Below are 14,630 nucleotides of genomic sequence, written 5' to 3'. Positions count from 1 at the left end.
GGCATCTTGTAGATTCGTATGAACGGAGGTCATCGGTAACCTCTCCGAATCCCCCGGGTAACGCGGGAAACGGCACGGAGACCGCGGGACGCGTCCCCGGGCGTCCGGTTCCGAGCGGCCCCCACCCCACCCACCAAGATCCATCGTAGGTTTCGAGACAAAGAACGGCGGCGACGAGATGCGGCTGCGCGCACTGCTGGACACCGATGCGCTGGGCCTGCGGCTGCTCGGCGGCGAGGACGAGCTGGACCGCTCGGTCCGCGGGGTCATGACCACCGACCTGCGCGACCCGAGCCGCTACCTGTCCGGCGGCGAGCTGGTGCTGACCGGCCTCGCCTGGCGCCGCGACGCCGCCGACTCCGAGCCCTTCGTGCGCATCCTGGTACAGGCCGGGGTCGCGGCCCTCGCGGCCGGCGAGGCCGAGCTGGGCGCGGTCCCGGACGACCTGGTGCTGGCCTGCGTCAAGCACCGGCTGCCGCTGTTCGCGGTGCACGAGTCGGTGGCGTTCGCGACCATCACCGAGCACGTCGTCCGGCAGGTCTCCGGCGAACGCGCCGGAGACCTGGCCGCCGTGGTGGACCGGCACCGCCGGATGATGACCTCGGGCCCGGCGGGCGGCGGCCCCGACGTGGTCCTGGACCTGCTCGGCACCGACCTGGACCTGCGTGCCTGGGTGCTCTCCCCCACCGGCCGGCTGATCGCCGGCTCCAAGGTGGGGGGCCCCGCGCTGCCCGCCGACACCTGCGCCCGGCTCGCCGCCGAGCACCTGGCGGCCACCCGCACCGGCCGCCGCGGCCCGCACCGGGTGCCGCTGGACGGCACCACGTACTCGCTGTTCCCGATCCGCTCCTCCGGCCGCTCCCCGGCGGCCTCCCGGGACGTGCGCGCGACCGTCCTGTCGGACTGGCTGCTGGCCGTGGAGGCGGACGCCGGCGACTGGCCCGGGGAGCGGCTGGACCTCCTCCAGGGCGTCACCCAGCTGATCGCCGTCGAGCGGGACCGCCGGGACGCGGCCCGCACGGTCCGGCGCCGGCTCGCCCAGGAGGTGCTGGAGCTGGTGCAGACGGGCGCCGCTCCCGCCGAGATCGCCGCCCGCCTCCGGGTGGCGGCGCCGGTGCTGCTGCCCGGGCTCGGCGCGGCCCCGCACTGGCAGGTCGTGGTGGCCCGCGTGGAGTGGGCGGACGCGGAGGTCGAGGGCGGTCCGGTCGCCCAGTCCCTGCTGGAGGAGGTGCTGGTCGACCCGCTGGCGACCGGCCCCGAACCGTCCGACCGGATAGCCGTCGCGCACACCGGGGACGAGGCGGTCGCCCTCGTCCCGCTGCCCGCGGTCTCCGCCGAGCACGACGGCTCGGAGACCGGCCTGCTCGCCGACTCCCTGCTCCAGTCGGTGCGGGAGCCGCTGTCGGCGGGCCTGGACGACGACGGCCGGCTCACCCTCGGCGTCAGCGCCGCCGTGCACTCGGCCGAGGGACTGCGCGGCGCCCTGGAGGAGGCCCGGCACGCCCGCCGGGTCGCCGCCGCCCGCTCCGGCCGGGTCTGCGCGGCCGGTCACCAGGAGCTGGCCAGCCACGTCCTGCTGCTGCCGTTCGTCCCGGACGACGTACGGCGCGCGTTCACCGCCCGCCTCCTCGACCCCCTGACGGAGTACGACCGCCGGCACCGGGCCGAGCTGATCCCGACCCTGGAGGCGTTCCTCGACAGCGACGGCTCCTGGACCCGCTGCGCCACCCGTCTCCACCTGCACGTCAACACGCTGCGCTACCGGGTCGGCCGGATCGAGCAGTTGACGGGACGGGACCTGTCGCGCCTGGAGGACAAGCTCGACTTCTTCCTGGCCCTGCGCATGAGCTGAGGCCGGCGGGGGCGTGCGGGGGCCCGGCCCGCCACGCCCGCGCCCCCCTACTTTGTGAAAACTTTCACCCACCCTCTTGGCCGCGCCCTCCGATTGGTGCTGGAATGCCGCCACCACTCAACAGCTCGATGGCGCGCATGGGGAGGGCAACGTGGCGCATACCGCCATGTCTGGTAATGGAACGACCGGTGACGATCCTCTCCAGACCGCGGTATGGCGGTTGCGCAGCCGCGCCTGCTGGGCCGACGCGGCGGCCCTGCTGCCGGCCGACCGCGCCGCCCCGGCGTTGCAGCGGGCCGCCCTGCTGGTGGAGCGGTGCCTGTACACCGAGCGGGGCTGGGCGGAGGCGGAGGACGCGCTGCGCACGGCCGAGGCGCTGGCGCACGGCGACGAGGAGCGCGGGGCCGCCGCGTGCGAGCGGGGCCAACTCGCCTACACGGCCACGCTGCACGGCGTCCGGGACCGCGCCGACGAGGCGCGGGCCGCGCTGGGCCGGGCTGCGGCGCTGATCCCTCCGGGGGCTCCCGCGCGGGCCCTGCTGGACTTCCGCCGGGGCCTGATCGCCGAGAACCTGACCCGGTCGCCGCAGGCGGCCCGGGCCGCGTACCGCCGCGCCCACGCGGGCGCCACCGCGCACGCCGATCCCCTGCTGCTCTCCTTCACCTGGCGCCACCTCGCCGGGCTGGCCCTGCGGGAGGGCGAGGTGGCCGACGCGCGGCACGGTTTCGCCGAGTCCCTGCGGATCCGGGAGGAGCTGGGCTACCTGGTGGGCACGGCGCCCGCGCTTGCGGCCCTGGCCGATACGGAGGAGGAACCGGAGGCGTCCCGCCTGCGGGAGGAGGCACGGCGCCTGTTCCGCCTGCTGGGCGGCGTACCCACCTGGCTGGCCCGCCACCTCGCCCCACCGGCTCCGGGAGCGGCCACGGCGTAGCGGGCGGCGGCACACCGCCCCGCCGGCGCCGTTCAGCCCGTGCCCGCGAAGTGCTCGCCCATCAGTCCCCGCACCACGTCCAGGTCCCCCACGGCCAGGGCGTCCAGCAGCGCCATGTGCTCGGCCGCGTCCGCGACCAGGTCGGCCCGGCCGTGCCGCACCGGCGGCCACTGCGCCCGGCGGTGGAGGTCATCGGCGATCCGGACCAACTGCTCGTTGCCCGACAGGGCGAGCAGCTCCCGGTGGAAGGCGCGGTCGGACTCGGCGTACCCGGCCGGGCAGCCCATGGCCGCCGCCCGTACCGTCTCCTCCGCGAGGGGCCGCAGCTCGGTCCACCGCTCGGCCGGCACGGTGCGCGCGAGCCGCAGCATCACCGGCACCTCCAGGAGCGCCCGCACCTCCGCCAGCTCGGCCAGCTCCCGGGCCCCCCGCTCGACCACCCGGAACCCGCGGTTGGGCACCACCTCGACGGCGCCCTCGAGCGCCAACTGCTGCATGGCCTCCCGCACGGGCGTGGCCGAGACGCCGAAGCGTTCCCCGAGCACCGGCGCCGAGTGGACCTCCCCCGGCTTCAGCTCACCGGTGGCCAGGGCCGTGCGCAGCGCGTCCAGGATCTGCCCGCGCACCGAGGAGCGCTGCACGGCGGCCCGTGGCCCGGCACCGGGCCGCTCGTCGTGGGTGTGCTCGCCCCGCACCGCGCACGGCACCGCTGCGTCGCGCTCCCGGCCCGGGCCGCCGTCGGCCGCCGGGCGCGCCTGCGCCGGCACCCGGGCCGCGACCGGCTTGCCCGGGGAGCCCTGCACGCCCTGTTTCATGGGTCCTCCTGGCGGCTTGTCGGCACTTGGGATCATTGACGACGGGTTGTCGCTTGTCCGTCAAGCACCTTAGGCGCACCGGGCGGCAGTTCAAACTCCAGCGCGGACGGGCGGGATGGCCGGGGCCGCCGCCGCGCGGCCGGAAGCCCGCGCGGCGGGACGGGAGGACACCGGGCGGGCGGCCGGGTCCGGTCACTCGAGCCGTGTGCCGCGCCGGGGGACAGCCGGGCCGTCCCCTCGGCGGCACCGTCCTCGCGGCCGGACGACGGCGCGTGTCAGGTGCGCCGCCCCAGGGCGATGGCCGCCGCTCCCAGCGCGCAGGCGATACCGGCCACGAGGTAGGCGAGGTGGTAGCCGGTGAGCCGGTCGTCACCGGTCGCCGCGACCAGGACCATGGCCGCCACGCCGGCGCTGGCGCCGATCTGCTGGGCCACCACGTTCACCGCTCCGGCCACCGCGTGCCGCTCCGGCTCGACGCCGGTCAGTCCGGCGGACGTCATCGAGGGGAAGTTCAGGCCCTGTCCGATGCCGCTGATCACCAGGCCGGGAAGCACGTGCGCCAGATAACTGCCGTGCTGCGGTGTGCCCACCCACAGGGCCGTTCCGCCGCCGATCAGGACCAGCCCGACGGCCATCAGGGCGCGCGGGGTGTATCTGGTCAGCAGCCGCCCGGTGGCGAAGTTGGCGGTGAGGAACACGCCCAACGACATCGGCACCAGCGCGAGACCGGACTCGACCGGGGAGTAGTCCAGCATGCCCTGGAGGTACAGCGGCGCGAAGAACAGCATCCCGACCGAGCCCATGTACTGGAGGAACGCCGCCAGGCTCGCGGCCCGTACCGAGGCGATCCGGAAGAGGCCGAGGGGGAGCACCGGGTCGGGCGTGCGGTGTTCGCGCACCACGAAGAGCAGCAGGAGGGCCGCCGCGGCGCAGAGCGCGATCCAGGCCGTCGTGCCGCCGGTGCTCACGCCGACGATCAGCAGGGTGAGGCCGAGCGTGCCCGTCACCGCGCCGGGCAGGTCCAGCCGGCCGCCGCGCCCGGCACCACCGGGCAGCGCGGCGCGGGTCACGGCCAGCACGGCCAGTCCGAGCAGCACCGAGAACCACAGCACCGACCGCCAGCCGAAGAACTGGGTCAGTACGCCGCCCAGCAGCACCCCGCCGCTGAAGCTCGCGGCGCCGACCGCGGCGTACACGCTGAGCGCCCGGTTGCGCGCGGGGCCGGCCGGGAACACCTCGGTCAGCAGGGCCAGGGCGGCCGGGCCCGACAGGGCCGCGCCGATGCCCTGGGCCGCCCGCGCGGCGAGCAGCACGGCGATGCCCGGTGCCAGGGCTCCGGCCGCGGCGGACGCCGTGAACAGGGCGACGCCGGACGCGAACACCAGCCGTCGGCCGAGCACATCGGCCAGTCGGCCGCCGACCAGCAGGAAGCCGGCGAAGGTGACGGCGTAGGCGGTCATGACCCACTGGAGCGTGGTGTCGTCCAGGTCGAAACGTGTGCCGATGGAGGGCAGGGCGGCGTTCAGCACCCCGAGACCGCTCACGTCCAGCGCGAGCGCTCCGGCCAGCGCGCCCAGCGCCAGGCCCGGCCGGTGCCGTGGCAGCACGGTGGTCCCGGTCATACGGACCCGCCGGGGAACTCGCCGCCGATGCCGTCGGTGCGGCTGGTGCTGCCGGAGACGGACGGCCGGGTGACCGCGCCGCCGTCACGGGAGCGGCCGGTGGCCGCCCCGGGCAAGGGCCGCCCGAGCACTGACCGGGGCGCCGCCGCGCCCACGACCGCCGCGCTCGCGCCCACCGCGGGCGGGTTCACGCGGCGCGCGGGGCCGGGCCGGTCGTCGCGTACGGCCGCGGGACGGTGGGGGGAAGGTCCGGATAAGGAGATCTCGGCGCCGGCCGCGAGCGCCTGCCGTGCGGTGGCGAGCCCCGGCCGACCGGTGCCCACCACCTGGGCTCGGGCGTCGGCCGTCACCGGCACGTGGTTCGTGATTTTCATGCCGAGCAGCTTGCAATGCCGCTCATCTGCTGTCCAGCCCGCCCTTGTTGACGTGCCGTCAGTTTCCGTGCGCCACGAGGCGTGCCGCGAGTGCCGGGCCCCGCCCTTCCCGTGGATCGTTCCGCACGGGCCCCCGCGTCCGGCCGATAACCGACCCACCTGACACGGGGGTCGTGCGTCGGCCCGCACCGGCCTCAGCCACCTCGGCCCGCCACCGCCGTCCGGGCGACCAGGCGTGCGAGGGCCGCTCCGCACCTGATGGAGCCGTCGGCGGGTCAGGCGCGCAAGATCGTCGAACCGGACACCGGGGAGTCAATTCCCGCCACTACACCCACAGGGCCACGCATCACACTTGTCTCACCATTCACAGAGTGGCAGTCTGACATCGGCCGGTCGGGCAAGCGCCTCATATGATCTCCACTTCGGGCGCGGCGACCCGGACGCTCACCGGCATGTGCTGTGCGGGTGCAGATTTTTGCGTGCGCGTTCCCAAAGTCAACACAGTCTCGGATCAACGTGACCAGGAGACGGACGACGTATCCCCGGCGGTCGGACTGCCGGGTAGTGATCCCGAAACAGATTCGCCATCTGATGCGGTCGGAATGACTTGACGGGGGTAGGTCGCGGTGCACGGACCTCTTTTTCGGCATTTTCACCCTGACCGGGTTTTCTCGCGGGAAGTCCCGACCTTTTTCGTGCTCAAGTTGAATTCCCGCCCGCCGATTCCCTGACGGCCCGACGGGTACGACGTCGGCGGGATGCCGCCCCTGTCTGACCACGACCCCCTGCGGAAACCCGCGGAACCGCCCCGGCATGACCGGCCGGGTGCCTGAGCCCTCCGCATTCCGCCTCCATCGCTACGGCCCCGTCCGGAATACCGGTCGGCAGATCCTCCCGGGCGGCCACACTCCCGGGGAAACACCCGGCGCCCTGGGAAAGGGCGTCCCGCCCTCCTTGCGCCATGAGCCGTTCCCGGGTTCGCCCGCCCGGGAACCGACCACCATTTCTCCAGCCGTCGCACGGCCTTGCGTGCTCGACGGCACGGCGACTCGTGCGCCGCAAAAACGCCGTCCCACTGCCGTCGCTTGGCCATCCCATCCGCCCTGAGGAGCTGAAATGCCCCAAGAGCGCGCAGCGCGAGATGCGCACGCCGTAACAGAGTTTCTGCTTTCTCGCGTCGTCGAGCTGCTGGACGTATCCGAAGACGCGGTGGATCGCTGGGCACCGATGCACCGGTACGGTCTGGACTCGGTGAAGGCGGCGACCCTCGCCGCCTCGTTGTCCGCATTCCTGGGCTGGAAGGTTCCGGTCACCTGGATGTGGCAGTACCCGACCGTCGACGAGTTGAGCCGTGCGCTCGTCGAGGGTCCGCGGACCGCGGAGACGGCGCCGCGCGAAGAGCGCCGGGGGGTCTCGCGCGAACCCGTCGCGATCGTGGGCATCGGCTGCCGGTTCCCGGGCGGACCGGACCCGTCCGCGTTCTGGCGGCTGCTGGCCGAGGGCCGCGACGCCGTGGGACCGGTGCCGGCCGCGCGCCGGGAACTGCTGGGCGACAAGGTGCGCTGGGGCGGGTTCATCGACGGCATCGACCGCTTCGACCCGCTGTTCTTCGGCATCTCCCCGCGCGAGGCCGTCCAGATGGACCCGCAGCAGCGCCTGGTGCTGGAGCTGGCCTGGGAGGCGCTGGAGGACGCGGGTGTCGCGCCCCTCAGCCTCGTCGGCAGCGACACCGGCGTGTTCATGGCCTCCTGCTGGGGCGACTACGCCGCGTTGGCGCACTACCGCGGTCCCGACAGCCAGATCACCCCGCACACCGCGACCGGCATGCACGACGGCATCATCGCCAACCGCGTCTCCTACGTCCTCGGCCTGCAAGGCCCGAGCATGGCCGTCGACGCCGCCTGCGCCGGATCGCTGGTCACGGTGCACCTGGGCTGCCAGTCGATCTGGACGGGCGAGAGCGAGCTGGTACTGGCCGGCGGTGTGAACCTGAGCTTCGTCTCCGACTACTACACCGCCATGGACGCGATGGGCGCCCTCGCCCCGGACGGCCGCTGCAAGGCCTTCGACGCCCGCGCCAACGGTTATGTGCGCGGCGAGGGCGCCGGGGTCGTCGTCCTCGCCCCGCTGAGCGTGGCGCTCGAACGCGAACTGCCGGTGTACTGCGTGATCAAGGGCAGCTCGTCCAACAACGACGGTCTGAGCAACGGCATGACCGCGCCGAACCCCCAAGCGCAGGAGCTGATGCTGCGCACCGCGTACCGGCGGGCCGGCATCGCGCCGTCCCTCGTGGACTACGTCGAGTGCCACGGCTCCGCGACCCCCCTCGGCGACCCGATCGAGGTCAACGCCATCGGGGCGGTGCTGGGCGGTGACCGCGGGGAGCCCCTGCGGCTCGGTTCCGTCAAGTCCAACGTCGGGCACCTGGAGGCGGCGGCCGGCATCGTCGGCCTGGTCAAGCTCGCCCTGTCGGTGCGCAACGGCGTACTGCCGCCGAGCCTGCACTACGTCACCCCGAATCCGCAGATCATGTTCGACGAGTACAACCTCACCGTGCAGGACCGGCTGACCCCGTGGCCGCGACGGTCCGACGCGCGCCGCGGCGGCGTCAGCTCGTTCGGCTTCGGCGGCGCGATCTGCCACGTCGTGGTCGAGGAACTGCCGCGCCCCGAGGGCTCGTTGCTCCTGCTGGCCGAGGACTCCCCCGAGGCGCTGGCCGAGCGGGCCCGAGCGCTGCGCGACGAGAGCGACCTGCGGGAGGTCTGCGGGCGGCCGGCCGGCGAGGGCCGGTTCCGGCTCGCGGCCGCCGCCCGCGACATGACCGAGCTGAGGACCCAGCTGGACGCCTTCGCCGCCGGCACCCCGGTCGCCGGGCTGAGCACCGGAGAGCGGACCGCGCGCAGGCCGCGGGTGGCGTTCCTGTTCTCGGGCAACGGTTCGCAGTGGGTGGGCATGGGCAGGCAACTGCTCGCCGGAATGCCGGTGTTCCGGCGGTCCATGATGCGCACCGACCAGCGGATGCGGGAGCTGCTCGGCTTCTCCCTCGTCGACCAGCTGATGGCGCCCGACGGCCGCCTGGACGACATGGACGTCTTCCAGCCGCTGCTGTTCTCCCTCCAGGTCGCGCTGGCCGAGGCGTGGCGTTCCCTGGGCGTGGAACCGGACGTCGTCGTGGGGCAGAGCGTCGGTGAGTTCGCCGCCTCCCACATCGCCGGCGCGCTCGACTTCGACGACGCCTCCCGGCTGGCCGCGTCCCACGGACGGCTGCTCCAGCAACTGGCCGTGGGCCGCGGCGAGGGCATCGTGGTCACGGCCGGCCCGGACGCCGTCGAGCCGCACCTGACCGGCCGGCTGACGGTGTCCGGCTACAACGGGCCGAACTCCACGCTGGTCACCGGCACACCGCAGGAGATCGACGGGCTGATCGAGCGGCTGGCCGAAGAGGGCGTCACGACCCACCGGGTGCGGATGGGCCATGCGCCGCACTCGCCGCTGGTCGACCACGTCCTCGCCCCGCTGCGGGCGGAACTCGAATCCTTGCGGCCCCGCGGTACGCGCATCCCGATGATCTCGACGGTCACCGGCGAACTCGTCGACGGCGCGGAGCTGGGGCCGGACTACTGGGCGGACAACCTGCGCCGGGAGATCCGCGTGGTCGACGCCCTGACGACCCTGCGCGACCACGACATCGACGCGGTGATCGAACTCAGTCCGCACCCGGTGCTGCTCAAGTCGGTGGCGGAGATGCTGCCGGCCACCACCCTGCCCTCGCTCCGGCGCGGCACCGACGAGGCCTGGACCCTGCTGGGCTCGCTCGGCGCGCTGTACGCCGCCGGGCACCCCGTCACGGCGGCCCCGTTCCTCGCGGGCGACCGGGGGCGGCACGTCGCGCCGCGCCGGACCGGCGTCGCGGCCGGCACGCGGCCGTACCTCGTCCCCGTGTCGGCGCACTCGGCGGCCGCGCTGGCCGACACCTGCCGTGAGCTGTCCAACCACGTCGAGCGGGACGCGGGTCTGCGGGTGTGCGACCTCGCCTACACGCTCGCGACCCGCCGCAGCCACCTCAACCACCGGATCGCGCTGCTCGCCCGCGACCGTCAGGAGGTGCTGGACGGGCTCGCCCGGGTGGCCGCCGGCCGGCCGCATCCCGATGTCGTCACGGGCACGGTCGTCGGCAACGCCGGCCGGCGGGTGGCGCTGGTGTTCTCCGGCGGCGGCACGCAGTGGGTCGGCATGGGCCGGGAACTCATGCGGACGCACGCCGGCTTCCGGACGTGGATGCACGCCTGCGACAGCGCCGTGCGCGCGGCCGGCGGCCCCTCGGTGCTGACACAGCTCGACGCCCCGGCCGACCTGGCCCGGTTCGAGGAGATGGACTTCCAGCAGCCCGTCCTGTTCGCCCTCCAGGTCTCGCTGGCGAAGGTCTGGCTGGGACTCGGTGTCCGCCCGGCCGCCGTCGTCGGGCACAGCCTGGGCGAGGTGGCCGCCGCGTGCGTCGCCGGGCTGCTGTCGTTGGAGGACGCCGCCCGTGTGGTGGTCGCCCGGTCGCATCTGCTTCAGCGGAGGGCGGCGCCCGGCGCCATGATCTCGGTCGACCTGCCGGAGCGGGAGCTGCTGCCGTGGCTCGCCCCGTACGCCGGGCAGGCGGCCGTCGCCGTGGTCAACAGTCCCACCAGCGCGGCGGTCTCCGGCTCGCCCGAGGCCGTCCGCGCCCTGGAGGCCGACCTCGGGCGGGCCGGGATCTCCACCAGGAACATCCGGGTCGAGCGGCCGGTGCACAGCCCCGGCATGGACCCACTGGTCCAGCCGCTGCGCGAACGCGTCGCCGGCATCACCCCGCTGACCGGCACCATCGACTTCCACTCGACGGCCCTGGCCGACACGGTCAACCCGGTCGCCGACGTCGACTACTGGGTGCACAACCTGCGCGACCAGGTCCGGTTCGCCGACACGATCGGGGCGCTCGTCGACGACGGCGTCGGCACCTTCATCGAGATCGGCCCGCACGAGACGCTGCGCGGCGCGGTCGAGGAGATCGCGCTGACCCGGGGCGCCCGGGTGCACGCGGTCAACTCCCTGCGGCGCGACGAGAGCGACGCTCGCTGCCTGCTGGCGGCCGCCGCCTCGTTGTACGTCCGGGGCGTCCCGCTGACGTTCGACTCGCTGTTCGCCGACGACGTCGAGGTCGTCGAGACCCCGCTCGTGCAGTGGCAGAAGGAGCGTTACTGGCTGGACAGTGTGCCCCGCGTCGACGCCGGGCCGTCCCTGACGGTGGCGGCCGCGGCCGGGACGGTGGCCGTGGCCGGTCCCGTGGCCGGTCCCGTGGCCGAGCCGGTGGCCGAGTCCGTGGTCACGGCGGCGGCGACCAGGCCGGTGAAGGACATCCTCCTCGGCGAGATCGCCGACGTGCTGGGCGTACCGCAGGACAGGTTCGACGAGGGCGCGAGCCTGCGCGACTTCGGCCTCGACTCGATGCTGGCGATCCGCCTGGTGAACAGGGTGCAGTCGCTGTTCGGGCAGCGGGTGTCGCCGGTGGTGTTCCTCGACGGCCGCTCCATAGCCGAACTCGTCGGCCACCTCGACGAGATCACCGGCCGGCCGGGCGGCACCGCGACGGCACCGGCCGCGCCGCCCTCGGTGGCCGCGCCGGCCCGGACACCGGACTCCGCTCCGTCCGCGGGGGCCGCGCCCGTCCCGGCGCCCCCGGCGCCCCCGGCCGCCCCGGGCCGGACGTTCCTCGACGACCTGTCCGAGGTCGACGCCGAGGAACTGGTCGACGAACTGGCCCTGCGCGGGCTGCTGGACCCCACCGACGCACCGGCGCTGGAGCAGCTGCGCGCCGACGGTCTGGGCCTGGAACTGGCACCGGCGTCGCACGGCCAGGCCTCGCTGTGGTTCATGCAGCAGATCGCGCCCGACGCCGTGCCCTACAACTTCATGGTGGCCGCCCGGGTCCGGAGCGCGGTCGACGAGAAGGCGCTGGAGGGCGCCGTACGGGCCGTGGTGGAGCGGCACCCCGCCCTGCGCACGATCTTCGCGGAGGCGGGCGGCAGCCCCTACCAGGTCATCCTCGACGAACCGGCGTACGAGTTCCTCGTCGTGGACAGCACGGACCTGGACGACGAACAGGCCCGCGAGGAACTCGCCGCGTACGGGCACCTGCCGATGGACCTGGACAACGGGCCGCTGGTGCGCGTGGTGCTGATGACGCGCGGGCCGGCGGACCACTACCTGCTGGTGCTCGTGCACCACATCGCGTCGGACGCGGCGTCGGCCGACGTGATGATCCGCGAACTCCAGGAGTTCTACCAGGGCGCCGGACCCGCCGACGGCGAGCCGGCTCCCCCGTACACGGAGTTCGTCGAGTGGGAGCGGCAGTGGCTGGCCGGTCCGGCGGCCGAGGCGGCGCTGGACTGGTGGTCGGAGCGGCTGGCCGACCCGCCCGCCCACCTCGACCTGTCCACGGCCGAGCGCCCGCCCGGCGTCACCTACGAGGGCCGCGACCTCACGTTCCGCTGGAGCGCCGAGGAGACGCGCGCGCTCCGCGAGTTCGCGGTGCGCGAGGGCGTGTCGATCAGCACCGTCGCGCTGTCCGGTTTCTTCGCCACGCTCAACCGCGCGACCGGCACCGAGGACTCCGTCCTGGCCACCGCCATCGCCCAGCGCGGCGAGCCCGGCTGGGAGTCCGCGATCGGCTACTACCTCAACACGGTGCTGGTGCGGGCGAAACCGGCCGGTGACCGCAGCTTCCGGGAGCTGCTGCGCGAGGTCCACGCCTTCTCGCTCGGCCTGCTCGAGCACATGAACTACCCCCTCGACCTGCTGGCGTCCACCCTGAAGCCGCCGCGGGCCGAGGGCCGCTCCCCGTGGTTCGACGCCGTGCTGAACTGGCTGTCCGCGGACGCCTTCCCGCGCTCCGTCAAGCTCTTCCACGGCATCGGCGACACCATCGCGCCCGACGGCGCCCTGCCCCTCGAACCGCTCCCCGTACGCAGGCACCTCGCCAAGTTCGACCTGGAGATCTCGATGGCCGAGGTCTCCGGCGAGGTGGTCGGCCACGTCCAGTACAAACCGAGCTACCTGGAGAAGCAGACCGTGACGGCACTGCTCGCGCTCTACCGCACCGTGCTCTTCGACTCGATCTCCCACCCCGACCTGGCCCTCGACGACCTCACGCCGGGCGGCCGCCCCGAGGGGACGGACCAGTGACCCAGACCCTGCACGCCGAGTTCGCCGCGCAAGCCGGCCGGACCCCGGACGCCACCGCGGTCTACGCCGACGCCGGTGTCCTGACCTACCGCGACCTGGACGAGCGCTCCCGCGCGCTGGCCGGGCGGCTCGCCGCCGAGGGCGCCGGTCCCGGTGTCCCGGTCGGCGTCTGCGTCGAGCGCACGCCGAACCTGCTCGTCGGCATCCTCGCCGTCCTGCGCACCGGCGCCTGCTACGTGCCACTGGACCCGGGGTATCCGGCCGACCGGCTGGAGTTCATGGTCCGGGACAGCGGGACCCGGCTGCTGCTGACCACGCCCGCCTCCCGGGCCAACTGCCCGGCCGGTCCGACCGTGGTCGTGCTGGACGAGGCCGTGACCACCGAGCCCGGTGAGCGGCCCGTGCCGGCCGTGCCCGCCGACACCGCGTACGTGATCTACACCTCGGGCTCCACCGGCCGCCCCAAGGGCGTGGCCGTCCCGCACGGCGGCTGCGTGGCCATGCTGTCCGCGATGGACCGGGCCCTCGGCGACAGCGACCGCAGCGGCGTCTCCGCGGCCAGCTCGATCTGCTTCGACATGTCGGTGATGGAGATCTTCCCCACGCTGTGCCGGGGCGGTGCCGTCGTGCTCGTGGAGAGCGCGGTCCACCTGCCGGAGAGCCCGCACATCGACAAGATCACCCACCTGCACGCCATCCCGTCGGTGATGAACACCCTGCTCGACGCCGGCGGGCTGCCCCCGAACCTGCGCACGGTCGTGTTCGGCGGCGAGCCGCTGCGGCGCAAGCTGGTGGACCGGGTGTACCAGGAGACCCACGCGGACCGGGTCTTCAACGCCTACGGCCCCACCGAGGGGACCGTCTTCTGCACGTTCGGACCGGTGCCGCGGGACGGGACCGGGGAGCCCACGATCGGCCCGCCGTCGGCCGACGCCCGGGTCTACGTCCTGGACGAGAACCTGAAGCCGCTGCCGGCCGGTGTGCCCGGTGAGCTGTACCTCGGCGGTGCGGGCCTGGCCCCGGGCTACGTCAACCGACCGCGTACCACCGCGGAACGGTTCGTCCCGGACCCGTTCCTGGACGGCGAGCGCATGTACCGCACCGGTGACGTCGTGAAGTTCACCGACGGCGGCGAGCTGGAGTTCGTCGGCCGCTCGGACCACCAGGTCAAGCTGCGCGGCTACCGCGTCGAGCTGGAGGAGGTCGAGGCCCGGCTCACCGGCACCCCCGAGGTCCGGGAGGCCGCCGCCACCGTTCGGGACGACCGGCTCGTCGCCTATGTCGTGCCCGAGGGCGGGGCCCGGGACGGCGTCCGGCTGGACCCGGCCCTCCAGACCGCCATCACCGACCGGCTCGGCGCCGAGGTGCCCGACTACATGGTGCCCCGGACGATCGTGTTCCTGGACGCGCTTCCGCTGGGGCCCGGCGGCAAGCTCGACCGGGCGGCGCTGCCCGAGCCGCCGGCCGCCGAGCCGGAACGCGCCGCGGAGACCGCCGGCACCCCGACCGAGGTGGCGCTGGCGGAGATCTGGGGCCAGCTGCTCAACCGGGACCCGTCGGGCATCGGGGTCCGGGCCACCTTCTACGACCTCGGCGGCGACTCGCTGCTGCTCGTCCGGCTGGCCCGGATGATGACCCGGCGCTTCGGCCGCCGGGTCGGCGTGCCCGACCTGTTCCGCTTCCGTGACATCTCCTCCCTCGGCCACTGGCTCGACACCGAGGACGGCGGCACCTCCGAGGTCGTCGAGTCGGCCCGCCGCCGTGCCACCGCCCGCCGTGCCGTGCTGCGCGGCCGTCCCACCTCCACCGGCAGCTGAGTCACCCCCC

7 protein-coding genes are annotated in these 14,630 nt (G+C 74.1%); 4 read left to right on the top strand and 3 right to left on the bottom strand.

The features are described from left to right. The first annotated feature begins 178 nt into the window (after positions 1–178). Together IF37_RS0104285 and IF37_RS0104280 are read left to right on the top strand one after the other, a co-directional pair. The gene (locus IF37_RS0104285; RefSeq protein ID WP_030736327.1) at positions 179–1,852 is read left to right on the top strand and encodes a PucR family transcriptional regulator ligand-binding domain-containing protein; all 1,674 of its coding nucleotides are present in this window, start codon (positions 179–181) and stop codon (positions 1,850–1,852) included. A gap of 166 nt (positions 1,853–2,018) precedes the next feature. Next, a complete protein-coding gene (locus tag IF37_RS0104280; protein ID WP_030736325.1) occupies positions 2,019–2,783 on the top strand; it encodes a hypothetical protein in 765 nt (254 codons plus the stop codon). Positions 2,784–2,815: 32 nt separating this feature from the next. On the opposite strand, the gene IF37_RS0104275 is transcribed toward IF37_RS0104280, so the two are convergent. The 3 genes from IF37_RS0104275 to IF37_RS0104260 all read right to left on the bottom strand — a co-directional run bounded on the left by IF37_RS0104275 (position 2,816) and on the right by IF37_RS0104260 (position 5,594). Next, positions 2,816–3,598 carry a GntR family transcriptional regulator gene (locus tag IF37_RS0104275; protein WP_030736323.1) on the bottom strand — a complete coding sequence of 261 codons (783 nt, stop codon included), beginning with the start codon at positions 3,596–3,598 and terminating at the stop codon, positions 2,816–2,818. A gap of 275 nt (positions 3,599–3,873) precedes the next feature. Next, entirely contained in the window at positions 3,874–5,220 is a 1,347-nt protein-coding gene (locus tag IF37_RS0104270) for an MFS transporter (RefSeq protein WP_030736448.1), read from the bottom strand. After that, positions 5,217–5,594 (bottom strand): hypothetical protein, encoded by a 378-nt coding sequence (locus IF37_RS0104260; protein ID WP_030736321.1) that lies wholly within the window; start codon positions 5,592–5,594, stop codon positions 5,217–5,219. Before IF37_RS0104260 ends, IF37_RS0104270 begins: the two co-directional genes overlap by 4 nt. Positions 5,595–6,710: 1,116 nt before the next feature. Here IF37_RS0104260 and IF37_RS0104255 point away from each other — a divergent pair. Both IF37_RS0104255 and IF37_RS0104250 read left to right on the top strand, forming a co-directional pair. Beyond that, positions 6,711–12,803, top strand: a complete 6,093-nt coding sequence (locus IF37_RS0104255) for a type I polyketide synthase (RefSeq protein ID WP_052844966.1) — start codon at positions 6,711–6,713, stop codon at positions 12,801–12,803. Next, entirely contained in the window at positions 12,800–14,620 is a 1,821-nt protein-coding gene (locus IF37_RS0104250; RefSeq protein WP_030736317.1) for an amino acid adenylation domain-containing protein, read from the top strand. The genes IF37_RS0104255 and IF37_RS0104250 overlap by 4 nt, the downstream gene beginning before the upstream one ends. Positions 14,621–14,630: the final 10 nt, after the last annotated feature.

The sequence above is a fragment of the Streptomyces sp. NRRL S-31 genome (genome assembly GCF_000718775.1).
GTDB lineage: Bacteria > Actinomycetota > Actinomycetes > Streptomycetales > Streptomycetaceae > Streptomyces.
The sequence above is the reverse complement of the archived record's forward strand: the minus strand, read 5'-3'. Positions and strand labels throughout refer to the sequence as shown.

Excerpts from the sequence above, each read along its gene's own strand:
- IF37_RS0104280 (WP_030736325.1), top strand. The coding sequence starts at position 2,019 with ATGTCTGGTAATGGAACGACCGGTGACGATCCTCTCCAGACCGCGGTA.
- IF37_RS0104270 (WP_030736448.1), bottom strand. The coding sequence starts at position 5,220 with ATGACCGGGACCACCGTGCTGCCACGGCACCGGCCGGGCCTGGCGCTG.
- IF37_RS0104285 (WP_030736327.1), top strand. The coding sequence starts at position 179 with ATGCGGCTGCGCGCACTGCTGGACACCGATGCGCTGGGCCTGCGGCTG.
- IF37_RS0104255 (WP_052844966.1), top strand. The coding sequence starts at position 6,711 with ATGCCCCAAGAGCGCGCAGCGCGAGATGCGCACGCCGTAACAGAGTTT.
- IF37_RS0104260 (WP_030736321.1), bottom strand. The coding sequence starts at position 5,594 with ATGAAAATCACGAACCACGTGCCGGTGACGGCCGACGCCCGAGCCCAG.
- IF37_RS0104275 (WP_030736323.1), bottom strand. The coding sequence starts at position 3,598 with ATGAAACAGGGCGTGCAGGGCTCCCCGGGCAAGCCGGTCGCGGCCCGG.